This window comes from Streptococcus sp. HMSC061D10 (assembly GCF_001808865.1).
Classification (GTDB): Bacteria; Bacillota; Bacilli; order Lactobacillales; family Streptococcaceae; genus Streptococcus.
In genome coordinates this window covers 180824-205367 of sequence record NZ_KV795020.1, presented here as the reverse complement: position 1 = coordinate 205367, position 24544 = coordinate 180824, and the positions used below count along the sequence as shown (strand labels likewise).

Here is a 24544-nt window from a genome sequence, read left to right as displayed (position 1 = left end):
AATGATAGGAAAGGAAAAAAACTAGAGTGGCAACGGTCATTCTGGGAAACTAAATTATGTTAGTATCATACAAATGGTTAAAAGAATTGGTGGATATTGATGTGCCATCACAAGAGTTGGCTGAGAAAATGTCAACTACAGGGATCGAAGTAGAAGGTGTTGAATCACCGGCTGCTGGTCTTTCAAAAATTGTCGTCGGAGAAGTCTTGTCTTGTGAAGATGTGCCAGAAACTCACCTCCATGTTTGTCAGGTTAACGTTGGCGAAGAAGAAGCCCGTCAAATCGTTTGTGGTGCACCGAATATGCGTGCTGGTATCAAGGTCATGGTGGCACTTCCAGGTGCTCGTATCGCTGACAACTACAAGATCAAAAAAGGGAAAATCCGTGGTTTGGAATCTCTCGGAATGATCTGTTCCCTTGGTGAATTGGGAATTTCTGACTCAGTTGTACCAAAAGAATTTGCAGATGGTATCCAAATCTTGCCAGAAAATGCCGTTCCAGGTGAGGAAGTCTTCTCTTACCTAGACTTGGATGATGAAATCATCGAGCTTTCTATCACACCTAACCGTGCAGACGCTCTTTCTATGCGTGGGGTAGCTCACGAAGTAGCAGCTATCTATGACAAGGCAGTCAACTTTAAAGAATTTACCTTAACAGAAACGGACCAAGTTGCAGCAGACGCTCTTTCTGTCAGCATTGAGACAGACAAGGCTCCTTACTATGCGGCTCGTATCTTGGATAATGTGACCATCGCACCAAGTCCACAATGGTTGCAAAATCTTCTCATGAATGAAGGTATCCGTCCGATTAACAATGTAGTTGACGTAACCAACTATATCTTGCTTTACTTTGGTCAGCCCATGCATGCCTTTGACTTAGATACCTTTGAAGGAAACGAGATTCGTGTGCGTGAGGCTCGTGCTGGTGAGAAATTGGTGACCTTGGACGGTGAAGAACGTGACTTGGAAACAAATGACCTCGTAATTACTGTTGCTGATAAACCAGTAGCCCTTGCAGGTGTTATGGGTGGTCAGGCTACAGAAATCTCTGAAAGCTCTAGTCGTGTTGTCCTTGAAGCAGCTGTTTTCAATGGCAAATCTATCCGTAAGACTAGTGGTCGCCTCAACCTTCGTTCAGAATCTTCTTCTCGCTTTGAAAAAGGCATCAATGTGGCAACTGTCAATGAAGCCCTTGATGCGGCAGCGAGCATGATTGCAGAGCTTGCAGGTGCAACAGTGCGTAAGGGCATTGTTTCAGCAGGTGAGCTTGACACTTCTGATGTGGAAGTTTCTTCAACTCTTGCTGATGTCAACCGTGTCCTCGGTACAGAGCTTTCATTTGCTGATGTAGAAGATGTCTTCCGTCGTCTTGGATTTGGCCTTTCTGGAAATGCAGATAGCTTCACAGTAAGCGTACCACGTCGTCGTTGGGACATCACTATCGAAGCGGATCTTTTTGAAGAAATCGCTCGTATCTATGGTTATGACCGCTTGCCAACCAGTCTTCCAAAAGACGATGGGACAGCAGGTGAATTGACTGCGACACAAAAACTTCGTCGTCAAGTACGTACCATTGCAGAAGGAGCGGGTCTGACAGAAATCATCACCTACGCTCTAACAACTCCTGAAAAAGCAGTTGAGTTTACGATTCAACCAAGTCATTTGACAGAATTGATGTGGCCAATGACAGTGGACCGTTCAGTCCTCCGTCAAAATATGGTTTCAGGTATTTTAGATACAGTTGCCTACAACGTAGCTCGTAAGAACAAAAACCTGGCTCTTTACGAGATTGGAAAAGTTTTTGAACAAACAGGAAATCCAAAAGAAGAATTGCCAAATGAAATCAATAGCTTTGCCTTTGCTTTGACTGGCTTAGTTGCTGAAAAAGACTTCCAAACTGCGGCAGTTCCTGTTGACTTCTTCTATGCTAAGGGAATTTTGGAAGCTCTCTTTGCTCGCTTGGGGCTTGAAGTGACTTATACAGCAACCTCTGAAATTGCTAGTCTTCACCCAGGACGTACAGCCTTGATCTCACTCGGTGACCAAGTCCTTGGTTTCCTCGGTCAAGTACATCCTGTTACAGCTAAAGCTTACGATATTCCAGAAACTTATGTAGCAGAGCTCAACCTTTCAGCTATTGAGACAGCTCTTCAACCAGCCACTCCATTTGTGGAAATCACCAAATTCCCAGCGGTGAGCCGTGATATCGCCCTTCTCCTCAAGGCAGAAGTCACACACCAAGAAGTTGTAGACGCTATCCAAGCTGCAGGCGTGAAACGTTTGACAGCTATCAAACTCTTTGATGTCTTCTCAGGCGAAAAACTAGGACTTGGTATGAAGTCAATGGCTTATAGCTTGACCTTCCAAAATCCAGAAGATAGCTTGACCGACGAAGAAGTCGCACGCTACATGGAAAAAATCCAAGCATCACTAGAAGAAAAAGTGAATGCAGAAGTGCGTTAAAAACCTTCTATCCATCCCTAGGGATGGATTTTTTAGTAGAAAAAATCATCAAGTTTTAGCCTGATGATTGAATCAAATTGACGGGGAAACAACTCCTTTTTAATACTGTTACAAGATGATCAAACATCGGTATTTTTTGTCATCCAATCAGCTATGAAGTGATAGGTATCGTTTCGATTGTTCTCGTTTAGAATTTCGTGACGAGCCTCTTCAACTAATCGGAGGCTTACTTTCGAATGTGAAGCCTTTAGGAGTTTTACAAATCTCTCTATACCTTTGCCATTTTCGCCTAGAGGATCTTCTTGTCCCGAAATCACGAGAATAGGGAGTTGGGTTGGAATCTCATCGATCACTTGTTTACTCGCTACTTGGTTAGAAAAGTAAAAAATAGATCTGTACATAGGAATAGTAGGTATGAATTGACAGAATGGATCCTTCAGATAAGCATGATTGGATTCCTCATTTTTTGAGAGCCAATCTACGGATGTTTTAGGATTTTTAATACTACGGTTAAAACTATCAGTGGACAGGTAGGTTAGAAGTTTACTACGGTGTTTATTCCCTTTTATAAGTCGAATGCATTCTGTTAGGATGAGAGCAAATCGAGTTAAAAACTGAAATTGTTGACCAGTCGCCATGATAATCAAGGCATTGATAGGTGGTTTTCGTTTAGCTACATAATAGCGACACATAAGAGAACCCATAGAATGCCCTAGAAGGATGATTGGAAGTCCTGGAAAGCTTTCTTGAATGAAGGAGGTCACTCTTTCAATATCATCGATGAGTTCCTCGGGAGATTCAGGAAAGACTCCGAGTTGACTTGGATTTTGAGCGGTATGACCATGGCCGAGATGATCATGGCCGATAACAGTAAAGCCTTCTTTATTCATGGCTAGAGCAAATTCTTCATATCGTTCTACGTATTCAACCATTCCATGTACAAGCTGAAGAACGGCTTTTGCCTGTTCAGCTTCCCAAATGATTAAGTTATTGTTGTTTGGTTCGAGTTTAAGTCTTTTTTTCATATCAGATTCCTTGCTGATGATAATCTATAGTCTATCAAAAATATACCATAAAATAGCACGATAAGCTAGGCAGGATGATGAAGATTAGTAGTAACAATTCAGGACTAAAAATGAACATTTGAGGACATAGCCAACGGATTTATCAAGAAATGAGTATAATAAATTTATCACTTAAAATCTGGAGGACTAAAATGCTTGGTGATAAGCTAATAAAGTTCCTATCCAGAAAATATCCTTCTTGAAATCAAGATTTAAAAATGTACATAAATCATTGTAAAAGCTATCAAAAAGGAGTATAATGAGTGCAATAAATTTCGGAGGTGGATGATGCTCGAAGTAAGGAATCTAGAGAAAAGTTTTGGGCCTAAGCAAGTTTTGTTTGGTGTTGACTTTCAAGCACGACCAGGTCGTATTTTGGGGCTGGTTGGGAAAAATGGAGCTGGGAAAACAACTATTTTTCACAGTATTTTGAAATTTTTAGACTATCAAGGGGAGATTGAGCTTGATGGTCAAGATATTCGTCAGGAGACTTATGCTCGCATTGGTTATCTCCCTGAAGAACGTAGTCTTATGCCTAAATTGACAGTCCTTGAACAAGTTCGTTACTTGGCGACCCTAAAAGGCATGGACACCAAGGAAATCAAAGAAAAACTCCCTCAATGGATGGAAAAACTGGAAGTCAAGGGAAAACTGACGGACAAGATTAAGAGTCTCTCAAAAGGAAATCAACAGAAGATTCAGCTGATTATCACTTTGATTCATGAGCCAGACTTGATTATCCTAGATGAGCCTTTTAGTGGCTTGGATCCAGTCAATACCGAACTCCTTAAGCGGGTTATCTTGAAAGAAAAAGAGCGTGGAGCAACCATTATCTTTTCTGACCATGTCATGACCAATGTCGAAGAACTTTGTGATGATATCCTGATGATTCGTGATGGGCGTGTCGTCTTGCATGGACCGGTTCAAGAGGTCCGCAATCAATACGGGAAAACACGACTTTTTGTTTCAAGCGAACGAAGCAAGGAAGAACTGGAGAGTCTTCCTCATGTTAAACAGGTTAGCTTGACCAAGCAAGGTAGTTGGAAGTTGATTTTAGATGATGAAAGTGCAGGTAGAGAGCTCTTTCCAATCTTGACTCAAGGTCAATATATCGCGACTTTTGATCAACAAGCTCCAACAATCGATGAAATCTTTAAATTAGAATCAGGGGTGGAAGTATGAGAAATATGTGGGTTGTAATCAAAGAAACCTATCTAAGACATGTCAAGTCGTGGAGTTTCTTCTTTATGGTGATTTCGCCTTTCCTCTTTTTAGGTCTATCTGGAGGAATTGGTGTTCTCCAAGGTTCTTCCTTGGCTCAAAATAGTAAGGTAGCAGTAGTTAGTTCTGTTCCTCTTGTTACAGAAGAACTTAAATCGACCAATGGTCTTAACTTTGACTATAAGGATGAAGCGAGTGCCCAAGAAGCCATCAAGGATGAAAAAATAAAAGGCTATCTAACTATTGACCAGGAGAACAGTGTCCTCAAGGCAGTCTATCATGGTGAAACTTCACTAGAGAGTGGCATTAAGTTAGCAGTGACCGCTAAGTTGAATGAACTCCAATCCCAACTCAACCGTTCAGAAGCAAATTTGTCTCAGGAACAGGAAAAACGCTTGGCTCAAACGGTTCAATTTACAGAACAGATTGATGAAGCCAAGGAAAATAAAAAGTTGGTTCAAACCTTTGCGGCTGCAGGACTGGGTTTCTTCCTCTATATGATTTTGATTACTTACGCTAGTGTCACTGCTCAAGAAGTAGCCAGCGAGAAAGGAACCAAAATCATGGAAGTGGTCTTCTCAAGCATTCGTGCTAGCCATTATTTCTACGCACGCATGATTGCCTTACTTCTTGTGATTTTGACTCATATTGGTATTTATGTCGTTGGTGGTCTTGGAGCTATCTTATTCTTTAAGGATATGCCTATCTTGGCTAATTCAGGTATTCTAAATCACTTGGGAGAGGCCTTCTCGCTTAACACCTTATTGTTTATCTTAGTCAGTCTCTTCATGTATGTAGTCTTGGCAGCCTTCTTAGGTTCCATGGTTTCTCGTCCCGAAGATGCAGGAAAGGCCTTGTCTCCGTTGATGATTTTGATAATAGCTGGTTTTGTTGGCGTTACTGCACTAGGAGCCGCAGGAGACAATTTGATTTTGAAAATCGGTTCTTATATTCCTTTCATTTCGACCTTTTTTATGCCTTTCAGAGCTATCAATGGTTACGCTAATGGACTAGAAGCTTGGATTTCGCTTGCTATAACGATTATTTTTGCAGTTACTGCAACAGCATTTATCGGACGTATGTATGCTAGTCTAGTTCTCCAAACAGATGATTTAGGTATCTGGAAAACCTTTAAACGAGCTTTAAGTTATAAATAAAGTATCGGACCTGTGAGTGTATCTCCCAGGTCTTTTATACTCTTCGAAAATCTCTTCAAACCACGTCAGCGTCGCTTTGCCGTACTCAAGTACAGCCTGTGGCCTTTTCCTAGTTTGCTCTTTGATTTTCATTGAGTATTGATTAGCTGAAATATTTCACATTTATTTCTCCTAAACCTTTGACTATTAGGCAAAATTATCGTACAATAAAGAGTACATGATAAAATGAGATCAGAGTTTATCCACTCTGACGTTAGTAGTAAAAAATGAGGAGAAACGCTTTGGAATTAGAAGTATTTGCTGGGCAAGAAAAAAGTGAACTATCTATGATTGAGGTGGCTCGTGCCATCTTGGAACTCCGTGGTCGTGATCACGAAATGCATTTTAGTGATTTGGTTAATGAAATCCAAAACTATCTCGGTACCTCTAATAGCGATATTCGTGAAGCTTTGCCTTTGTTCTATACAGAGTTAAACTTTGACGGTAGCTTTATCTCACTTGGAGATAACAAATGGGGCCTTCGTTCATGGTATGGAGTGGATGAAATCGATGAGGAAATCATTGCTCTTGAAGAAAGTGATGATGAAGAAGTAGCACCTAAGGCTAAGAAAAAACGTGTCAACGCCTTTATGGATGGTGATGCAGATGCTATTGATTACAGTGCAGATGATCCAGAGGATGAAGACGCCTACGAAGAAGATCCAGCTCTTTCTTATGATGATGAAAATCCAGATGATGAGAAGAATGAAGTGGAAGCCTACGATGCTGAAATCAATGAAATCGCCCCAGATGATCTAGATGAAGAAGTCGATCTTAATGAAGAAGACGACGAAGACTCTGAAGAAGAGGAAGAATAAAAATAAAAAGGAGTTGGAGCAGGAATCGGTCTATCAAGTCTCGATTTCCTAGTCCAGCTTTTTTGTATTAGTCTGAATTAGTTTTGTAAGCAGGAATGCGCCAAGTCAACGATTTGTTCTATTTGACAAATGATTCATTTTGAGGTAATATATTGTTCGGGCACCTCTTTTAGAGGTCGGAGCTCCCTAGTTATTAGGGAGCTATTTTTGTTTTCCAAGAAGCTTTTCTTCTTGGGGTGTAGTTATTGATGAAGGTCTTGTTTTCTCAATCCCCTGTTAGTGAACAAGACCTTGAACATTTTAGAAAGAGGAATCTATGTCTACGAAATATATTTTTGTCACTGGTGGTGTGGTGTCGTCTATTGGAAAAGGGATCGTTGCAGCGAGTCTTGGACGTCTTTTAAAAAACCGTGGTTTGAAGGTGACCATTCAAAAATTTGACCCTTATATCAATATCGACCCAGGAACCATGAGCCCTTACCAGCACGGGGAAGTCTTTGTAACTGATGATGGGGCTGAGACAGATTTGGACTTGGGTCATTATGAACGTTTTATCGATATCAACCTCAACAAATATTCAATCGTGACAACTGGTAAAATCTACAGCGAAGTTCTTCGTAAGGAACGCCGTGGAGAGTATTTGGGTGCAACTGTCCAAGTTATTCCTCATATTACAGATGCTTTGAAAGAAAAAATCAAGCGTGCTGCTCTAACGACTGACTCTGATGTTATTATTACAGAGGTTGGGGGAACAGTCGGCGATATCGAGTCCCTTCCATTCTTAGAAGCTCTTCGTCAGATGAAAGCAGATGTGGGTGCAGATAATGTCATGTATATCCATACGACCTTGCTTCCTTACCTCAAGGCAGCTGGTGAAATGAAAACCAAACCAACTCAACACTCTGTCAAAGAATTGCGTGGTCTGGGAATCCAGCCAAATATGTTGGTCATTCGTACAGAAAAACCAGCAGGACAAGGGATTAAAAATAAACTAGCCCAGTTCTGTGATGTGGCGCCAGAAGCAGTTATCGAGTCCTTGGATGTGGATCATCTTTACCAAATCCCACTTAATCTGCAAGCACAAGGCATGGATCAAATCGTCTGTGACCATTTGAAAATTGATGCACCTGCAGCAGATATGACAGAGTGGTCAGCTATGGTTGACAAGGTCATGAATCTCAAAAAACAAGTCAAGATTGCCCTTGTTGGTAAGTATGTTGAGTTGCAAGATGCCTACATCTCAGTTGTTGAAGCTTTGAAACACTCTGGTTATGCCAATGATGCAGAAGTGAAGATTGATTGGGTCAATGCTAACGATGTGACAGCTGACAATGTGGCAGAACTTCTATCTGACGCTGACGGAATCATCGTTCCAGGTGGTTTTGGCCAACGTGGAACAGAAGGTAAGATTGAAGCGATTCGCTATGCGCGTGAAAATGATGTACCAATGCTTGGAGTCTGCTTGGGTATGCAGTTGACCTGTATCGAGTTTGCCCGTAATGTCTTAGGTCTTGAAGGAGCTAATTCAGCAGAGCTAAATCCTGATACCAAATACCCTATCATCGATATCATGCGTGATCAGATTGATGTTGAGGACATGGGTGGTACCCTTCGTTTGGGACTTTATCCTTCTAAGTTAAAACGTGGTTCTAAGGCAGCGGCAGCTTATCATAACAAAGAGGTGGTGCAACGCCGTCACCGTCACCGTTATGAGTTTAACAATGCTTTTCGTGAACAGTTTGAAGGAGCAGGTTTTGTCTTTTCAGGAGTGTCACCAGATAATCGTTTGGTCGAAATTGTGGAAATTCCAGAAAATAAATTCTTTGTGGCTTGTCAGTACCATCCAGAGCTATCAAGTCGTCCAAACCGCCCAGAAGAACTCTATACTGCTTTTGTAACAGCAGCGGTTGAAAATAGTAAATAGTCATGATTAAACCTTTGAGAGTCATCTCAGAGGTTTTTCCTATATAAATTTAGGATATCTCTTGCAAAAAAATAACATAGTGATATAATTAACGTAAATAAAAAAACAGGAGGAAATCCTATGAAAAAAATCACACTATTTAGTTTGTCTTTAACAGGTTTAGCTATGTTGGCTCTCCCTCAATCTGCCAAGGCTTTTGAATTACAAGAGGTATGGCCTATTAAAGGTGGTATTCGATACGAGAATGGGAAAGTCAGCAAGATTAATAATGGATATGAAGTAAATATTAAAGTGTTAGATTTACCTAGTAATAGCGCGATCGAATGGACAGTTAGATTGAATGGAGAAAAGCAAAATACTAACTTCTTAGCTGAGGAAAGAACAGTATCTAAAACTGAAGATATGGGACGTTTTCTACACTTTTATATCCCTTATGGATACCGTGGGAATATTGTGGTAGAAGCTAAGAGTGGAAATGAAGTGAAGACTTGGTCGACTAAAGTAGTTGACGATGTTTATTCAGATGACGCTAAGAGTGGTTACTTTGTTCTCGATGGGGATCAAATCTTAGAAAGTTCATGGGATTCTCTAAATGAATCTTATATTGCAAACCTTCCAACTGAAACATCAGGAAAATCTGTTGTTGCCTGGCGTGAAGAAGGAACTCTTAATTTAATTAAACCAGGAAGAATTGTTCGGAAATATAATAGTAGTGGATCATATGTAGAACTTTCTCCAATCTTTGAAACTGCTAGCTGGCTAAAATCAAAACAAAACTGGTACTATCAAAAACAAGGCCAACTAGTTAAAGATGCTTGGGTTAAGGACAGAGGAACTTGGTATTTTATGGATGATAAAGGGGTTATGTTTAATCAAACATGGCTTCATCAAGGTGGCAGCTGGTATGCCTTTAAATCGTCAGGAGCTATGATTTCAGCTGATTGGTTATATGATAACGGTTCTTGGTATTACCTAAAAGACTCAGGTTCAATGGCGACAGGCTGGCTTAAAGATGGTGGTACTTGGTATTATCTAAAAGACTCAGGTTCAATGGCAACAGGCTGGATCAAAGATAACGGCTCTTGGTATTACCTAAAAGATTCTGGTGCAATGGCAACAGGCTGGGTCAAAGACAATGGTAAGTGGTACTATCTGGCTTCATCTGGTAATATGCTTCGCAACACATACACACCAGATGGCTACTATGTAGATGCCAGTGGTGCTTGGAAATAATCATGAAACAGAGAAAATCTATTAGGAAGGTAGATTTTCTTTTTTTCATTTGCACAATTATGAAAATCTGGAAAAAGGACATTATTTTTGGTAAGATAAGGGTATGGATTTTGAAAAAATTGAACAAGCATATACCTATTTACTAGAAAATGTCCAAATCATTCAAAATGATTTGACGACAAATTTTTACGATGCCTTAATTGAGCAAAATGGAATCTATCTGGATGGTCAGACAAATCTGGAAGATGTCAAGAAAAACAATCAAGCTTTAAAACGATTGGCTCTTCGAAAAGAAGAGTGGTTACGAACCTACCAATTCTTATTAATGAAGGCAGCACAAACAGAACCTCTTCAGGCCAACCACCAGTTTACACCAGATGCGATTGGTCACTTGATGATTTTTTTGATGGAGCAATTGTGGCCTGCTAAAGATCTAAGTCTACTAGAATTGGGCTCTGGGATGGGAATTCTGGGTGCTAGCTTTTTAACGTCCATGAACAAAAAGGTAGATTACCTAGGGATTGAGCTTGATGATCTCTTGATTGATCTGGCTGCAAGCATGGCGGAAGTTATGGATCTTCAAATGGGCTTTGTCCAAGGAGATGCAGTACGTCCACAAGTATTAAAAGAAAGTGATATTATCGTGAGCGACCTCCCGATTGGCTACTACCCAGACGATCAGATTGCTTCACGTTACCAAGTGGCAGCAAAGGATGAACATACTTATGCTCATCATCTATTAATGGAGCAATCTCTCAAGTATCTTAAGACGGGAGGCTATGCTATTTTCCTTGCACCAACAGATCTTTTGACGAGTTCCCAGAGTGACCTCTTGAAATCCTGGCTGACTGACCAGGCTCAACTAGTAGCTATCGTAGCTTTACCAGAGGATCTCTTCGCTCAAGGAGCCCAGTCTAAGACCATTTTTGTTGTACAAAAGAAAGTGGTAGAAGGCTTTGAGCCATTCGTTTATCCACTTGCTAGTCTTCGAGATCCTGAAATTTTGTTGGAATTTAAGGAAAATTTTCAAAATTGGTGTCAAGAACATGAAATCTAGTATAAATTTTGATATAATAGTTGAAAACGCTTAAAAAAGGGGAAACATTATGACAAAAACCATTGCAATTAACGCTGGAAGCTCAAGTTTGAAATGGCAACTTTACCAAATGCCAGAAGAAAAAGTACTTGCAAAAGGTTTGATTGAACGCATTGGATTGAAAGATTCTATTTCTACAGTTAAGTTTGATGGTCGTTCAGAACAGCAAGTTCTTGACATTGAAAACCACACTTTGGCTGTAAAAATCTTGCTTGATGACTTGATCCGTTTTGATATTATCAAAGCTTATGATGAAATTACTGGTGTTGGACACCGTGTTGTTGCAGGTGGAGAATACTTCAAAGAGTCTACAGTTGTTGAAGGGGATGTTCTAGAAAAAATCGAAGAACTAGGACTTCTTGCTCCATTGCATAACCCTGCAAACGCTGCTGGAATTCGTGCCTTCAAAGAATTGTTGCCAGAGATCACAAGTGTAGCAGTTTTTGACACATCATTCCACACAACAATGCCAGAGAAAGCCTACCGTTATCCATTACCAACTAAGTATTATACAGAAAACAAGGTTCGTAAATATGGAGCTCACGGTACAAGTCACCAGTACGTTGCACAAGAAGCAGCAAAACTCTTGGGACGCCCACTTGAAGAGTTGAAATTGATTACCTGTCACATCGGTAATGGTGCTTCTATTACAGCTGTTAAGGGTGGTCAATCTGTTGATACCTCAATGGGATTCACTCCACTTGGTGGTGTTATGATGGGAACTCGTACAGGGGATATTGACCCGGCTATCATTCCATATTTAATGCAATATACAGAGGACTTTAACAAGCCTGAAGATATCAGTCGCATCCTCAATCGCGAGTCAGGATTGTTGGGTGTTTCAGGTAAGTCTAGTGATATGCGTGATGTTCAAGCAGCAATGGAAGCAGGTGATCCTGATGCAACATTGGCTCTTGAAATGTACGTTGACCGTATCCAGAAACACATCGGACAATACTTGGCTGTCCTAAACGGAGCAGATGCCATTATCTTTACTGCAGGAGTTGGTGAAAATGCAACTGGTGTGCGTGAAAAAGTTATCACTGGTATTTCTTGGTTCGGTTGTGATGTAGATCCAGAGAAAAATGTCTTTGGTGTGACTGGAGATATCTCAACAGAAGCAGCAAAAATTCGTGTACTTGTTATTCCAACGGATGAAGAACTCGTTATCGCGCGTGATGTTGAACGTTTGAAAAAATAAAAGAACAAAAAATTGACCTTTCTTATTGAAGGTCGATTTTTTTGATCTAGTAGAACTACCATTTAGTCAGCGAAACTTCACCACTATTGAGCCAAATTTTTTCACCAGTGGTTAATTCTATCTGTAGTTGTCCTTGGTCAGAGATGTCACAGGCTTTACCTGAGATAGTTTGGTGCTCTTGCTTAAAGGAGACTTCTTTTCCTAAAACGATAGAGCGTTTTTTATAGAGATAGAGGAGTTCATCGGCTTCTGTTTCGTAGAAACATTTCCAGATTTCAGCAATCAATTCATTGCGAGTAATGGGAGTATTTTGAGTAAATAGGCTTCCAGCTTTAGTTTGTAGATTCTTGGGAAAATCAGCGATAGAAAAGTTGATCCCGACCCCAATGATAACATCTGTAACGAGTCCAGTTTCGACGGAGGTAATGGCTTCTGTTAGAATACCAGCAATTTTTTTCTGGTTCAGATAAATGTCATTGACCCACTTGATATCCACATCAATCAAACTAAGATTCTTGATAGCCTTGTAGATAGCCCCAGCTGTTAGAAGTGTATAGGCGGGAAGTTTCTGGTAAGGGAGATTGGGTTGTAGGTGAAGGGACATGTAAATTCCCCCCTTATCAGGTGAGTAATAAGGACGTTGAAAACGACCGCGTCCCATAGTTTGGCTAGTGGAAAGGTAGAGTTTATCCCCTTTAGCACCAGCTTCCATAGCCTCTTTAGCATCGGTTTGGGTAGATTTTGTTGAGGGTTTAAACTGGACAGTAATGGAACTATTCGCTTCGATTTCCTGAGGCAAGATAAGGTCTCCGTCCAGAAGTTTATACCCACGATTTTTGATACTGTCAATCTCCAGCCCCTCTTGTTGGAGACGTTGGATCGCCTTCCATACGGAAGTTCGAGATAGGTTTAATCTCTCAGCTATTTTTTCTCCGCTTAGATAATCAGTTTCAGTAGCTAGTATTTTATAGACTTCTTGGTAGGATTTCATGCTAGACCCTTTCTGGAACAATTAGATTTATTGTACCATATTTTTAAAAAAGGGATAGCGATTTTCAAGTAATCTTAGCTAACTATAAAATTTTACCCAGTTTTAGTTAGGAGTATAGAGGCAAAGAGGTTTTCAAATCTCTTGAAAAATGGTAAAATGTTTTAATAACTTATTTATCTGAATGTGATATTCAGAAGGAAAGGATCTGTTGTGAAATCAATAGGTGTCATTGAAAAGTTAAAAAGTTTATCGAAACAAGAAGGACTTCTTTTAGGAGTTATTCTGAGTATTTTTCTCCCTTTTTATCTTTTTGTTATTATTTTTATCTCTTACTTACTTTGGTTAGTATATACCGGGGAGATGAAGGGAATCTTGAAACGTTTGTCTCAACACCCTATCTTGCTCTTTTTTATTGCTTATAGCACTGCAATTTCTCTTCTAGCAAAAAATGTGATGGGAGTAGTTTCTTCGGTGGCCATGTTTCTGTTTGCCATCTTCTTTTACTATTACCAAGCTCAATTGACTCCTAAATTTTTCAGGTTGGCGATTGAAGGAGTTTTAGCCTCGAGTGTCTTGGCAGCAGTCTTTGCAGCCTTGGAACATTTCCAAATTGTAAAGAAATTTGATTATACCTTCCTCTCACCACGGATGCAGGTTTGGCATCAAAACCGAGCGGAGGTTGCCTTCTTTAACCCTAATTACTATGGAATTATCTGTTGTTTCTGTATCATGATTGGTTTTTATCTGATTAGCACAACTAAGTTAAGGTGGTTACGAATCTTTTCTATGATTGCCATCTTTGCTAATTTATTCGGTTTAAACTTTACGCAGAATCGGACGGCTTTTCCAGCCATCATCTTTGGAGCCATCATTTACCTCTTCACGACCATTAAAAACTGGCGTGCCTTCTGGCTTAGTATAGGAGTTTTTGGGGTTGGTTTAGCCTTTCTATTTTCGAGTGATTTGGGTGTTCGAATGGGAACCTTAGATTCATCTATGGAAGAACGTGTTTCTATCTGGAATGCTGGAATGGCCTTGTTTAAGCAAAATCCATTCTGGGGTGAAGGACCGCTAACCTACATGCACTCTTTCCCTCGTATTGGAGCACCTTATCATGAACATGCTCATAGTATTTATATAGATACGATTTTGAGTTATGGAGTTGTCGGTACCGTTCTCTTGGGGATTGCCTCTGCCACTCCGGTACGAATGTTGATTGATATGAGTCAAGTACCTAGTAAGCGTCCTATCCTTGGACTTTACCTCTCTTTCTTGACAGTAGTAGCTGTGCACGGAATTTTTGATTTGGCTCTCTTTTGGATTCAATCATCTTTTATTTTCCTGTTAGTGATGTGTAGTTTACCACTAAAACATAGTATGATTGATGAATTAGTTGATTAAGAAAAAGATAGTAGAAATTAACATTTTCTACTATCTTTTTTTCAATTCAATTATTGAATAGCTTGAACCAAGTCTTCAGCTTGTTGTTTTAGTGAAGTAGCAACACTGTCTTCAAGGACTAGTTTACCATCTCCCCAAGCAGAATCATTGATACGAGCTGCAGTAAAATCACCTACAACTTGTGTACGGATGAATGGCAAGAGGTCTTTGTAGATTGCAAAGAGTTGTTCATGACCTGCATTTGCTACTGAAGACACAGTAACAATTTTATCTTGAAGGGCAGATGAACCACGAGTTTCAGATAAGTCAAGAGCGCGTGAAAGCCAATCAAGCAAGTTTTTAACTGTTCCAGGAATTGAGAAGTTGTAGACTGGAGAGAAAATCCAGATAGCATCAGCAGCCAGAACAGCTTCACGAACTGCTGCTACAGCTGGAAGAGTTGGAACTTCAAGTTCTTGGTTAAAAAGTGGGATTGCTGAGTAGTCAAGGTAGCTAATCTCAGCTTTTCCTGCAAGAGCTTTTTCGGCTTCTAGCGCCATTTGGTGGTTGAAGGAACCTTCACGAAGTGAACCAACGATAAATAATACTTTTTTAGACATAGGGAGTCTCCTTTATATTTTAATCAGAGCTTTCTCTGTTGTTATAAACAATGTTACAACAAAACGAAATCATTTGCAAGAAATCTGCTCAGAAAATAAAAATCGATGATAGTCAAGATTATTTTTAGGAGTAGAGATTATGAAAAGTCTGTGAAATCAATGATTCAAGCGTCATATACTCCTGTCATAAGAGAAGTTCCGAGCCAAATCCTCCTCCTTTATTCACTTGTAATTCACTTGGATAGATGGTAAAATAGACGAGTGAAAATGAGACAGAAAAAAGAAAAAAATTCCTTATTATTTCAGTACAGCATTGGTTTGACCCTGTTGGCTCTAGTTGTGACTTCTTCCTTTCTCTATTTGGTGTGGCTTAGCATGAAGCCTTATCAGACAGCAAAGGTGGAAGGGGAAAAACTGGCTAAGCAGTATGCGAATCTAGAAACGGTCAGCCAAGTTGATATCTTTAATGGCTTAGAAAGCTATTATAGCGTTCTTGGTCAAGATAAGAATCAGAAACCAGTTGCTGTTTTAATAGAGAAAAGTAATAACAATATTTACGTATATCAACTAGAAAATGGTACTTCACAAGAAAAAGCAGAAGCAGTTGTTAGAGAAAAAGGAGCTACTGAAATTGATACGGTTACCTTTGGACGCTATGCTGAAAAGCCTGTTTGGGAAATCAAGTCTGGAGGAGACTATTATCTAGTAGATTTTGAAACTGGTGCCCTAATCGAAAAGGAGAAGCTATGAAATTATCTAAACGTGTCTTAGAAATGGAAGAAAGTGTCACTCTGGCTAGTGATGCAAGAGCAAAGAAGTTAAAGGCTGAAGGAAAAGATGTACTTTTCTTAACTTTAGGTCAGCCCGATTTCCATACTCCTGAAAATATTCAAGATGCTGCTGTTGCAGCCATTCGAGATGGACGTGCTTCTTTCTATACGGTAGCTTCAGGTTTGCCTGAGTTAAAAGCAGCAGTCAATACCTATTTTGAACGTTATTATGGTTATTCTGTAGTGGCTAATGAGGTCACATTTGCTACCGGTGCCAAGTTCTCCCTCTATACTTTCTTTATGGCTGTGATTAATCCTGGAGATGAGGTCATTATTCCAACACCATATTGGGTCAGCTATGGAGATCAGGTTAAGATGGCTGGTGGCCTTCCAGTATTTGTCCAAGCCAAGGAAGACAATCACTTTAAAGTAACTGTGGAGCAATTAGAAGCTGCTCGCACAGATAAGACCAAGGTCTTGGTTCTGAACTCACCATCTAATCCTACCGGTATGATATACTCTCGTGAGGAACTCTTGGCTATCGGAAATTGGGCTGTTGAACATGATATCCTCATCCTGGCCGATGATATTTATGGTCGTTTGGTCTATAACGGTAACGAATTTATTCCAATCTCTAGTCTTTCAGAACCTATTCGCAAACAAACCATTGTCATCAATGGTGTATCTAAAGCTTATGCTATGACTGGTTGGCGGGTAGGTTATGCAGTAGGTGATCCAGAAATCATTGCTGCTATGAGTAAATTGACTGGTCAAACGACTTCTAACCTGACTGCTGTCTCTCAATACGCAACAATCGAAGCGCTAACTGGTCCACAAGACTCTGTAGAAACCATGCGTCAGGCTTTCGAGGAACGTCTCAATACTATTTATCCTCTCTTGTGCCAAGTCCCTGGCTTTGAAGTAGTCAAACCGCAAGGAGCTTTCTATCTCTTCCCAAATGTTAAAAAAGCTATGGAGATGAAAGGCTATATAGATGTAACAGCATTTACAACGGCTATTCTTGAAGAAGTTGGTCTGGCCCTGATTACAGGAGCAGGCTTTGGTGCGCCAGAGAATATCCGTCTCAGCTATGCGACAGACTTGGAAACTCTTAAAGAAGCTATTCGTCGTTTGCACCTATTTATGGAAAAATAAGAAGTTAAACCTCCGTCCTCTTTGCGGAGGTTTTTGTGTTTAAAAACTTATGAATTTCTGTCGAACAAGCTAGCTATCAGGCATTATTTGTGGTAAAATAGTGAGTAATGATGTCTTTGGACAAGTTAAACGAAAAAAGGAAGATAAATGATGACAAAACGTGTAACAATTATCGAAGTAAAAGATTACGTTGGTCAAGAAGTCACTATCGGTGCTTGGGTTGCCAACAAATCTGGAAAAGGGAAAATTGCCTTCTTACAATTGCGTGACGGAACAGCCTTTTTCCAAGGTGTGGCTTTTAAACCAAACTTTATCGAAAAATTTGGAGAAGAAGTAGGTCTTGAAAAATTTGACACCATCAAACGCCTAAGCCAAGAAACATCTGTTTTTGTGACAGGGATTGTCAAAGAAGACGAACGTTCTAAATTTGGTTACGAGTTGGATATTACAGACATCGAAGTCATCGGTGAATCTCAAGATTACCCAATCACTCCAAAAGAACATGGAACAGACTTCTTGATGGATAACCGCCACTTGTGGCTTCGTTCTCGTAAGCAAGTAGCAGTGATGCAAATCCGTAACGCTATTATCTATGCAACTTATGAGTTCTTTGATAAGAATGGCTTCATGAAATTTGATAGCCCAATCCTTTCAGGAAATGCGGCAGAAGATTCTACAGAACTTTTTGAAACAGACTACTTTGGAACACCAGCTTACTTGAGTCAATCTGGTCAGCTTTATCTTGAAGCAGGTGCTATGGCTTTAGGTCGCGTCTTTGACTTTGGTCCAGTATTCCGTGCAGAGAAATCTAAGACTCGCCGTCACTTGACTGAGTTCTGGATGATGGATGCTGAGTATTCATACTTGACACACGACGAGTCACTTGACTTACAAGAAGCTTATGTTAAAGCGTTGCTCCAAGGTGTTCTAGATCGTGCTCCTCAAGCCTTGGAAACCTTGGAACGTGATACAGAGCTCTTGAAACGTTATATTGCTGAGCCGTTCAAACGTATTACTTACGATGAAGCGATTGATCTCTTGCAAGAGCATGAAAATGATGAAGATGCTGACTACGAACATCTTGAGCATGGAGATGACTTTGGTTCACCACACGAAACTTGGATTTCAAACCACTTTGGTGTACCAACTTTCGTGATCAACTATCCAGCTGACATCAAGGCTTTCTACATGAAACCAGTTCCTGGGAACCCAGATCGCGTGCTTTGTGCAGACTTGCTTGCACCAGAAGGTTACGGAGAAATCATCGGTGGTTCAATGCGTGAGGAAGACTACGATGCCCTTGTCGCTAAGATGGAATCACTTGGTATGGATCGTACAGAGTATGAATTCTATCTTGACCTTCGTAAATACGGTACTGTACCACACGGTGGATTTGGTATCGGTATCGAGCGTATGGTAACTTTTGCAGCTGGAACTAAACACATCCGTGAAGCTATTCCATTCCCACGTATGTTGCACCGTATCAAACCTTAATAGCCATAAAAACGCCGTCTGGCGTTTTTATACTCTTCGAAAATCTCTTCAAACTACGTCAGCTTCACCTTGCCGTACTCAAGTACAGCCTGCGGCTTTTCCTAGTTTGCTCTTTGATTTTCATTGAGTATTACTTTAAATGAAAGAGGTGGAGAAAATGTAGGCAACTCTAAGTAAGTCTTTTAGAAAAACTCATATTACATATTGAAAGAGAGAAAACAATGTTTAAAAGAACTTACAAACGCAATATTCCACTCCTAGCAGGTCTGGAATTCACTTCTTATTTTGGGATTACCAGTTTTTGGATTTTATTTTTCATCCAAAATGGTCTATCCTTGCTTCAAATCGGCCTATTAGAGAGTATCTTTCATGGGACAAGTCTCTTGTGTGAAATCCCATCTGGTATGTTGGCTGATCGATTTAGCTACAAGACCAATCTCTATTTGGCTCGCTTGGCCAGTATTGTGTCCTCTATCTTGATTTTGTTTGGTCAGGGGAATTTTTGGATTTATGCGATTGCCATGATGGTTAATGCTTGGTCCTACAATTTTGATTCGGGGACTAGTACCGCTTTCTTATATGATTCGGCGGTTGAAGCGGGTCAAAAGGACCGATATCTTCAGATTTCTAGCTTTTTATCTGGTGTGGCAGAAGTCACCCGAACCCTAGGTACAGTTGTGGCAGGCTTCTTTATTCACGGAGCACTTGCCTGGACCTATATGATTGCTATAGGATTTTCATTTCTGTCTATAATCTTGATTTATTTGATGAAAGAACCAATGGCTAAGAGAGAGAAAAATGAAGTCTTAACCTTTAAAATGATTGTCCAGCAAGTTCGTAAAGAATGGAAGGAAAAACCAGTACTTTTTTACTGGATGATGACTTATCAGCTAGTCGGGACACTCATGTGCATGTTTTACTTTTATTATCAGCAGAAAATAAGTGACTTAGCAGGATGGCAGGTATCGCTGGTCATGCTGATTGGTAGTGGCTTAAATCTTATAGCAGTTTATGTAGCTAGTCAAATTGGTAAAAAATGGAATAGCAATCGAGTTTTTCCGACTCTTGTTGCACTAACGGGCTTGGCCTTGTTGTTGGTGTTTTTAGGAACCCCCTTTGCTTTTCTTCTTGTATATCTTTTAACTGATACACTTTATGCAGTTTATCAGCCTATCTATTTCAATGACTTACAAGGTTATTTACCTTCCAGTGTAAGAGCAACTATGCTTAGTATCAATTCCATGCTCTTTAGTCTTTCCATGATTGTCATATTTCCACTGACAGGTTGGTTGATCGATCGTTGGGGTCTTGTAGCGGTCTTTTTAGTTCTAGGTCTTATCTTGCTTTTCATTTATCCTATATTAATAATCAGTCTGACAAGGATGGGCAAGCTATTAGATAAGGACTTAAAAACTTAGTAAAGCACGAAAACCTATTTGCCCAAAGGATCATCCTGTGGTACAATAGCAAGAGGAAAAGGAGAAGAGTATGATCGATGTAGAAGAAATTCTAAGTAAGATGAATCCCAATCAAAAGATCAACTATGACCGAGTCATGCAAAAGATGGTTCAAGTTTGGGAAAAAAATGAAGAAAGACCAACCATTCTCATGCACGTCTGTTGTGCTCCTTGTAGCACCTACACTCTAGAGTATTTGACCAAGTATGCGGATGTGACTATTTATTTTGCTAATTCAAATATCCATCCTAAAGCTGAGTATCACAAGCGTGCCTATGTGACAAAAAAGTTTGTCAGTGATTTCAATGAACGAACTGGCAACAAGGTTCAATATCTAGAAGCACCCTATGAACCCAACGAATACCGTCAGCTGGTCAGAGGTTTGGAAGAAGAACCTGAAGGTGGCGATCGTTGCAAGGTTTGTTTTGACTATCGTCTGGATAAGACAGCACAGGTGGCCATGGACTTAGGATTTGATTACTTCGGTTCTGCCCTGACTATCAGTCCTCACAAAAATTCGCAAACCATCAATAGTATCGGGATTGATGTGCAGAAAATCTACACAACTCATTATCTTCCGAGTGATTTTAAGAAAAATCAAGGCTATAAACGTTCAGTGGAGATGTGTGAAGAGTATGACATCTATCGACAATGTTACTGTGGCTGTGTCTATGCCGCTCAAGCACAGAATATTGACTTGGTACAGGTCAAGAAGGATGCAACAGCCTTTATGGTAGATAAGGATATCGAAAAAGACTATTCGCATATCAAGTTCACTGTTACGAAGTTAGATATTTAAAGGGAAACCTGCCTAATGTGGCAGGTTTTTTACTAGGGGAAAGTGATAGCCAGAAATTGATGGACTAATCTATGAATTCCTAGTCCTAGAATCTCAATCCTTTAATAAATCAGTGCATCTTAAAACTTGTGGATGAAAAATGAAGTTTAGGTTAAAAGTATTTTTTGGAGTCTAGAAGTCCAATAAATAGTTCAATACTGCAGTAAAATTATTCCTTTTTGCATTTATACAACTTATTTTACACTACCTTTATTCTTGTGATATAATGTCAAATTATAGAGTGGAGGTCATTTAAAATGATTGATAAAGTAATTGAACAATATAAAAGTCATGATAATCTTGATATTCGAGTAGAATTGCATAAGAGGTATTCTAAAAATAAATTGGGATTTAACAATTGGATATTTTCTAACTACCAAAATACTGATGAGGTAAAGATTCTAGAATTGGGATGTGGTACAGGAGAACTGTGGAAAAGTAATCTTGATTCAATAGACAAGATGAAGCAATTGATTATAACGGATTTTTCTAATGACATGGTAGAAACTACGAAGTTAGTGATTGGAAATAGAGATAATGTCAACTATGAAAGAATGGATATCCAAAATATTTCTTTTAAAAATGAAACTTTTGATATTGTTATTGCTAATATGCTTCTACATCATGTAAATGACATTGATAAAGCTATCTCTGAAGTGAATAGAGTATTAAAAAAAGGAGGAATTTTTTATTGTGCTACATTTGGTGAAAATGGAGTTGTAGATTATTTGGCAAGCTTATTTAAAGATGTGGTTAATCAAAATTTGGAAAATAAAACTTTTACTTTACAAAATGGGAAAGCTTTTTTAAATAGGTATTTTGACACTGTGGAAAAATTAATTTATGATGATGAGCTACATGTAACAAGTATAGACGATCTAGTTCAATATATTCAATCCTTGAAAGGAATTTCCGAAATAGGTTTACTAGAAGAGGAAATAATTCGTAATAGATTGGAAATTGAGTTTAATAATGGTATGTTGATCATTCCTAAAGAATATGGTATGTTTATCGCTCGAAAAGAAAGATAAGGGAACAAAATTGTGAAAAATTACGGAGAAGCTTTTCGATATTTTAGAAAATTGAACGGATATTCTTTAAAGTCTGCTGCAGCTGATTCTATATCTAAATCTCAACTTTCTAGATTTGAAAGGGGAGAAAATGAAATTTCTCTTTCAACGTTTTTTGAATTATTATCAAATATCAATGTTTCGATCGAGAATTTTTGTAATTATCTAGAACATTATAAAAGATCGGAGCTTGATGATTTTTTGGTTAATTTATCTCCAAATTTTTATAGTTTGAATACTAAAGGATTGGAGGAAATAAAAAATGAGCAACAAAAACTTTTTGAGAAGAGTGGAGAAAAAACTTATAGAATAAATACAATTATGGTTCAGGGACTATTAAATCAGATAGATTGTAATTATGTAGTTAGTAGAGATGATCTAAATTTAGTATATGACTATTTATTCCAGAAGGAAAGATGGGAGTCCTATGAGATAGCGCTGATTGGTAATTTATATCATCTTTTTGAAATAGATTATATCTACAGGGTCGGAAAAGAAATACTAGAGCGTACACATTATTACGAAAAAATCGGTAAGAATAGAAATTTAGTTGTGTCAGCTTGTTTAAATTTTTGGTTCTGTTGCCTTGAAAATTCACATCTATCATATGCAGACTACTTTGAAATGAAATTAAGAAAATTATTAAAAGATGACACAAAAGTCTTTGAAAAATCTACATTCAAGTTTGTAGAAGGATATAAAATATACCTGATAGAATCTAAAGAATCTGGAATTAAACAAATGCAAAATGTCATTAAATACTTTGAGTTTATTGAATCTAAAAATATTGCTTTATATTTTCAAAAACGATTAAATGAGCTGGTAGATTAAATAGCATTTTCTCTGTTAAGGTATCCTATTAAAATGTTGTACTAAAAGATTGATGTTATATAGAAATACAAAAACTAAATAATTTGATACGAAGGTGATCTGAATTCTTTTATAGCAATCATCTTCGTATTTTTGTATTAAACAATATAAGGTTGTTGTAAACTTACAAGGAACAAAGAAATTAAAAAAGTATTAGTCTATCCATTTATTTTGTATATCTCACGAATTATATCATAATGGATTTATTCCTTTTTGTGTTTACACAGCTTATTTTATACTACCAAAAAACGAGGTCAGGATTTTGTTCCTGACCTCTGACAACTTTACCGATTCTTTAGTTCTACGTAGCGTTTGTACCAAATGTTGACATAGGCTTCTGAGAAAGGACCTCGCTCATTGTTAATCCAATCAACAAGAATCTTAACATGCTCTTTCAGAATATAGTCTAGATCAGAAGAATACTTCATTTTTCGCTTGTGTCGTTCATACTCCTCAACGTCCAAGAGGCGTTTCTCACCATCTGTAAAAACTTTAACATCCAAATCATAGTCAATGTATTTTAAAGCTTCTTCATCCAGATAGTAAGGACTAGCCATATTGCAGTAGTAGGAGATACCATTTTCACGAATCATAGCGATAATATTAAACCAATATTTCTTGTGAAAGTAAACAATAGCCGGTTCTCGAGTTACCCAACGACGACCGTCACTTTCGGTAACAAGTGTGTGGTCGTTGACGCCGATAATAGCGTTCTCTGTTGTTTTTAGTACCATGGTGTCCCGCCAAGTACGGTGGAGACTCCCATCATGCTTATAACTTTGAATTGTAATAAAGTCGCCTTCTTTTGGAAGTTTCATAACTAACCAACTTTCTACAATTTATAAGTTTATCGTTTACTATTGTATCACATTTTTGTTTAAAGTTCTTAGTTTTTTCATGAAAAAATTAAAGATATTCTCTGAGAGCGCTGGCTATATCCGAAAAATCATAACCTTTTCTAGCTAAAACTTGGGTTAAACGTTGCTTGAGTTCGTATCCTTCATACTTTCGTGAGTATTTTGGGTATTGTTTATCGAGCTCTTTGAAAATTAGCTCCTGAACAGTTTCTTCATCGATCTGGTTATCAAGTTGATCAAAGGCAGCCTTGGCTTCTGAGTAGGAAAACCCTTTGTTGGTCAGATTTTGGATAATCTTGTCCTGTAAGGCGCGGGCAGGTAATTTCCCTTGGTATTTTTTCAGTAGTTTTTCAGCTGTACGCTCTGCGACTTCCTCCATATCAAATTCTTGTAAGACTTCTTGGATGATAGACTTAGCAACCCCTTTTTGAGAAATCTTCTGCATCAGCATATAGCTTCCCTTATCTCCTGAAAGCTGATTGGAATTGATGATAGCTTGTGCATATTGGCGGTCATTGATCCAGTTGTCATTCTTTAGAGACTGAATGACTTGGGGAATGATTTTCTCATCAATTTCATGTCTGGCAAGATAATCTCTAACTTCTTTTTCAGTACGGGCCTTGAAGGATAAGTGGTAGAGAGCTAGATTTTTACTGTAGGAAAATTGCGCAAAGGATTTAATCTCAGTTAGTTCCTCAGCTGAGATTTCTTTCCCTTTTGTTAACATAAAGCGAACAATGGTATCCTCGGTAATGTAGCAGGTTTGGTCGCTATCAAGTTCGAGCAGATAGAGTCTTTTTTTCTTTTCAAGTTTTGTGATTTTCATG

The 24544-nt window shown here is 38.9% G+C and carries 21 protein-coding genes; 16 read left to right on the top strand and 5 right to left on the bottom strand.

Annotation, left to right across the window (positions count from 1 at the left end; genetic code table 11):
* The first annotated feature begins 56 nt into the window (after window positions 1–56).
* Window positions 57–2462: a phenylalanine--tRNA ligase subunit beta gene (pheT, locus tag HMPREF2728_RS07615; RefSeq protein ID WP_075227547.1), complete on the top strand. Its 2406-nt coding sequence runs from the start codon at window positions 57–59 to the stop codon at window positions 2460–2462.
* Between the two features lie 119 nt (window positions 2463–2581).
* Here the strand turns inward: pheT and HMPREF2728_RS07610 are convergent, their stop codons facing one another.
* A complete protein-coding gene (locus tag HMPREF2728_RS07610) occupies window positions 2582–3487 on the bottom strand; it encodes an alpha/beta fold hydrolase (RefSeq protein WP_075227546.1) in 906 nt (301 codons plus the stop codon).
* 327 nt (window positions 3488–3814) lie between these two features.
* Between HMPREF2728_RS07610 and HMPREF2728_RS07605 the strand changes: the two genes are divergently transcribed.
* From HMPREF2728_RS07605 to HMPREF2728_RS07575, 7 genes are all read left to right on the top strand, one after another.
* Window positions 3815–4708: an ABC transporter ATP-binding protein gene (locus tag HMPREF2728_RS07605; RefSeq protein WP_006147212.1), complete on the top strand. Its 894-nt coding sequence runs from the start codon at window positions 3815–3817 to the stop codon at window positions 4706–4708.
* The gene (locus tag HMPREF2728_RS07600; protein WP_075227545.1) at window positions 4705–5904 is read left to right on the top strand and encodes an ABC transporter permease; all 1200 of its coding nucleotides are present in this window, start codon (window positions 4705–4707) and stop codon (window positions 5902–5904) included. Before HMPREF2728_RS07605 ends, HMPREF2728_RS07600 begins: the two co-directional genes overlap by 4 nt.
* Before the next feature lie 281 nt (window positions 5905–6185).
* Entirely contained in the window at window positions 6186–6761 is a 576-nt protein-coding gene (gene rpoE, locus HMPREF2728_RS07595) for a DNA-directed RNA polymerase subunit delta (RefSeq protein WP_000418422.1), read from the top strand.
* A gap of 316 nt (window positions 6762–7077) precedes the next feature.
* Window positions 7078–8685 (top strand): CTP synthase, encoded by a 1608-nt coding sequence (locus HMPREF2728_RS07590; protein ID WP_075227544.1) that lies wholly within the window; start codon window positions 7078–7080, stop codon window positions 8683–8685.
* A 120-nt stretch (window positions 8686–8805) separates the two neighbouring features.
* Window positions 8806–9918: an N-acetylmuramoyl-L-alanine amidase family protein gene (locus HMPREF2728_RS07585; RefSeq protein ID WP_075227543.1), complete on the top strand. Its 1113-nt coding sequence runs from the start codon at window positions 8806–8808 to the stop codon at window positions 9916–9918.
* A 103-nt stretch (window positions 9919–10021) separates the two neighbouring features.
* On the top strand, window positions 10022–10975 hold the full coding sequence (locus HMPREF2728_RS07580) for a class I SAM-dependent methyltransferase (RefSeq protein ID WP_075227542.1): 954 nt from the start codon (window positions 10022–10024) through the stop codon (window positions 10973–10975).
* A 49-nt stretch (window positions 10976–11024) separates the two neighbouring features.
* A complete protein-coding gene (locus HMPREF2728_RS07575) occupies window positions 11025–12215 on the top strand; it encodes an acetate kinase (RefSeq protein ID WP_060955412.1) in 1191 nt (396 codons plus the stop codon).
* Between the two features lie 55 nt (window positions 12216–12270).
* On the opposite strand, the gene birA is transcribed toward HMPREF2728_RS07575, so the two are convergent.
* Complete coding sequence (birA, locus tag HMPREF2728_RS07570; protein ID WP_075227541.1) at window positions 12271–13206, bottom strand: bifunctional biotin--[acetyl-CoA-carboxylase] ligase/biotin operon repressor BirA; 936 nt, start codon at window positions 13204–13206, stop codon at window positions 12271–12273.
* A 210-nt stretch (window positions 13207–13416) separates the two neighbouring features.
* Between birA and HMPREF2728_RS07565 the strand changes: the two genes are divergently transcribed.
* Window positions 13417–14607, top strand: a complete 1191-nt coding sequence (locus tag HMPREF2728_RS07565) for an O-antigen ligase family protein (RefSeq protein WP_075227540.1) — start codon at window positions 13417–13419, stop codon at window positions 14605–14607.
* 50 nt (window positions 14608–14657) lie between these two features.
* Here HMPREF2728_RS07565 and HMPREF2728_RS07560 read toward each other — a convergent pair whose 3' ends face one another.
* A complete protein-coding gene (locus HMPREF2728_RS07560; protein ID WP_075227539.1) occupies window positions 14658–15206 on the bottom strand; it encodes an NADPH-dependent FMN reductase in 549 nt (182 codons plus the stop codon).
* A 261-nt stretch (window positions 15207–15467) separates the two neighbouring features.
* Here HMPREF2728_RS07560 and HMPREF2728_RS07555 point away from each other — a divergent pair, with 261 nt between their 5' ends.
* The 7 genes from HMPREF2728_RS07555 to HMPREF2728_RS07525 all read left to right on the top strand — a co-directional run bounded on the left by HMPREF2728_RS07555 (window position 15468) and on the right by HMPREF2728_RS07525 (window position 22821).
* Window positions 15468–15956 carry a cell wall elongation regulator TseB-like domain-containing protein gene (locus HMPREF2728_RS07555; protein WP_025171282.1) on the top strand — a complete coding sequence of 163 codons (489 nt, stop codon included), beginning with the start codon at window positions 15468–15470 and terminating at the stop codon, window positions 15954–15956.
* Window positions 15953–17131: a pyridoxal phosphate-dependent aminotransferase gene (locus HMPREF2728_RS07550; protein WP_075227538.1), complete on the top strand. Its 1179-nt coding sequence runs from the start codon at window positions 15953–15955 to the stop codon at window positions 17129–17131. Before HMPREF2728_RS07555 ends, HMPREF2728_RS07550 begins: the two co-directional genes overlap by 4 nt.
* Window positions 17132–17281: 150 nt before the next feature.
* Window positions 17282–18625, top strand: a complete 1344-nt coding sequence (gene asnS / locus HMPREF2728_RS07545) for an asparagine--tRNA ligase (RefSeq protein ID WP_049530249.1) — start codon at window positions 17282–17284, stop codon at window positions 18623–18625.
* Between the two features lie 221 nt (window positions 18626–18846).
* Window positions 18847–20043: an MFS transporter gene (locus HMPREF2728_RS07540; RefSeq protein ID WP_075227537.1), complete on the top strand. Its 1197-nt coding sequence runs from the start codon at window positions 18847–18849 to the stop codon at window positions 20041–20043.
* 70 nt (window positions 20044–20113) lie between these two features.
* On the top strand, window positions 20114–20881 hold the full coding sequence (locus tag HMPREF2728_RS07535) for an epoxyqueuosine reductase QueH (protein WP_000567559.1): 768 nt from the start codon (window positions 20114–20116) through the stop codon (window positions 20879–20881).
* A gap of 296 nt (window positions 20882–21177) precedes the next feature.
* Window positions 21178–21951, top strand: coding sequence for a class I SAM-dependent methyltransferase (locus tag HMPREF2728_RS07530; RefSeq protein WP_075227536.1), 774 nt, complete (start codon window positions 21178–21180; stop codon window positions 21949–21951).
* A gap of 12 nt (window positions 21952–21963) precedes the next feature.
* On the top strand, window positions 21964–22821 hold the full coding sequence (locus HMPREF2728_RS07525) for an Rgg/GadR/MutR family transcriptional regulator (RefSeq protein ID WP_075227535.1): 858 nt from the start codon (window positions 21964–21966) through the stop codon (window positions 22819–22821).
* Window positions 22822–23144: 323 nt separating this feature from the next.
* On the opposite strand, the gene HMPREF2728_RS07520 is transcribed toward HMPREF2728_RS07525, so the two are convergent.
* Both HMPREF2728_RS07520 and recX read right to left on the bottom strand, forming a co-directional pair.
* On the bottom strand, window positions 23145–23678 hold the full coding sequence (locus HMPREF2728_RS07520; RefSeq protein WP_000775325.1) for a nucleoside tri-diphosphate phosphatase: 534 nt from the start codon (window positions 23676–23678) through the stop codon (window positions 23145–23147).
* 88 nt (window positions 23679–23766) lie between these two features.
* A complete protein-coding gene (gene recX / locus HMPREF2728_RS07515; RefSeq protein ID WP_060955420.1) occupies window positions 23767–24543 on the bottom strand; it encodes a recombination regulator RecX in 777 nt (258 codons plus the stop codon).
* Window position 24544 lies beyond the last annotated feature (1 nt).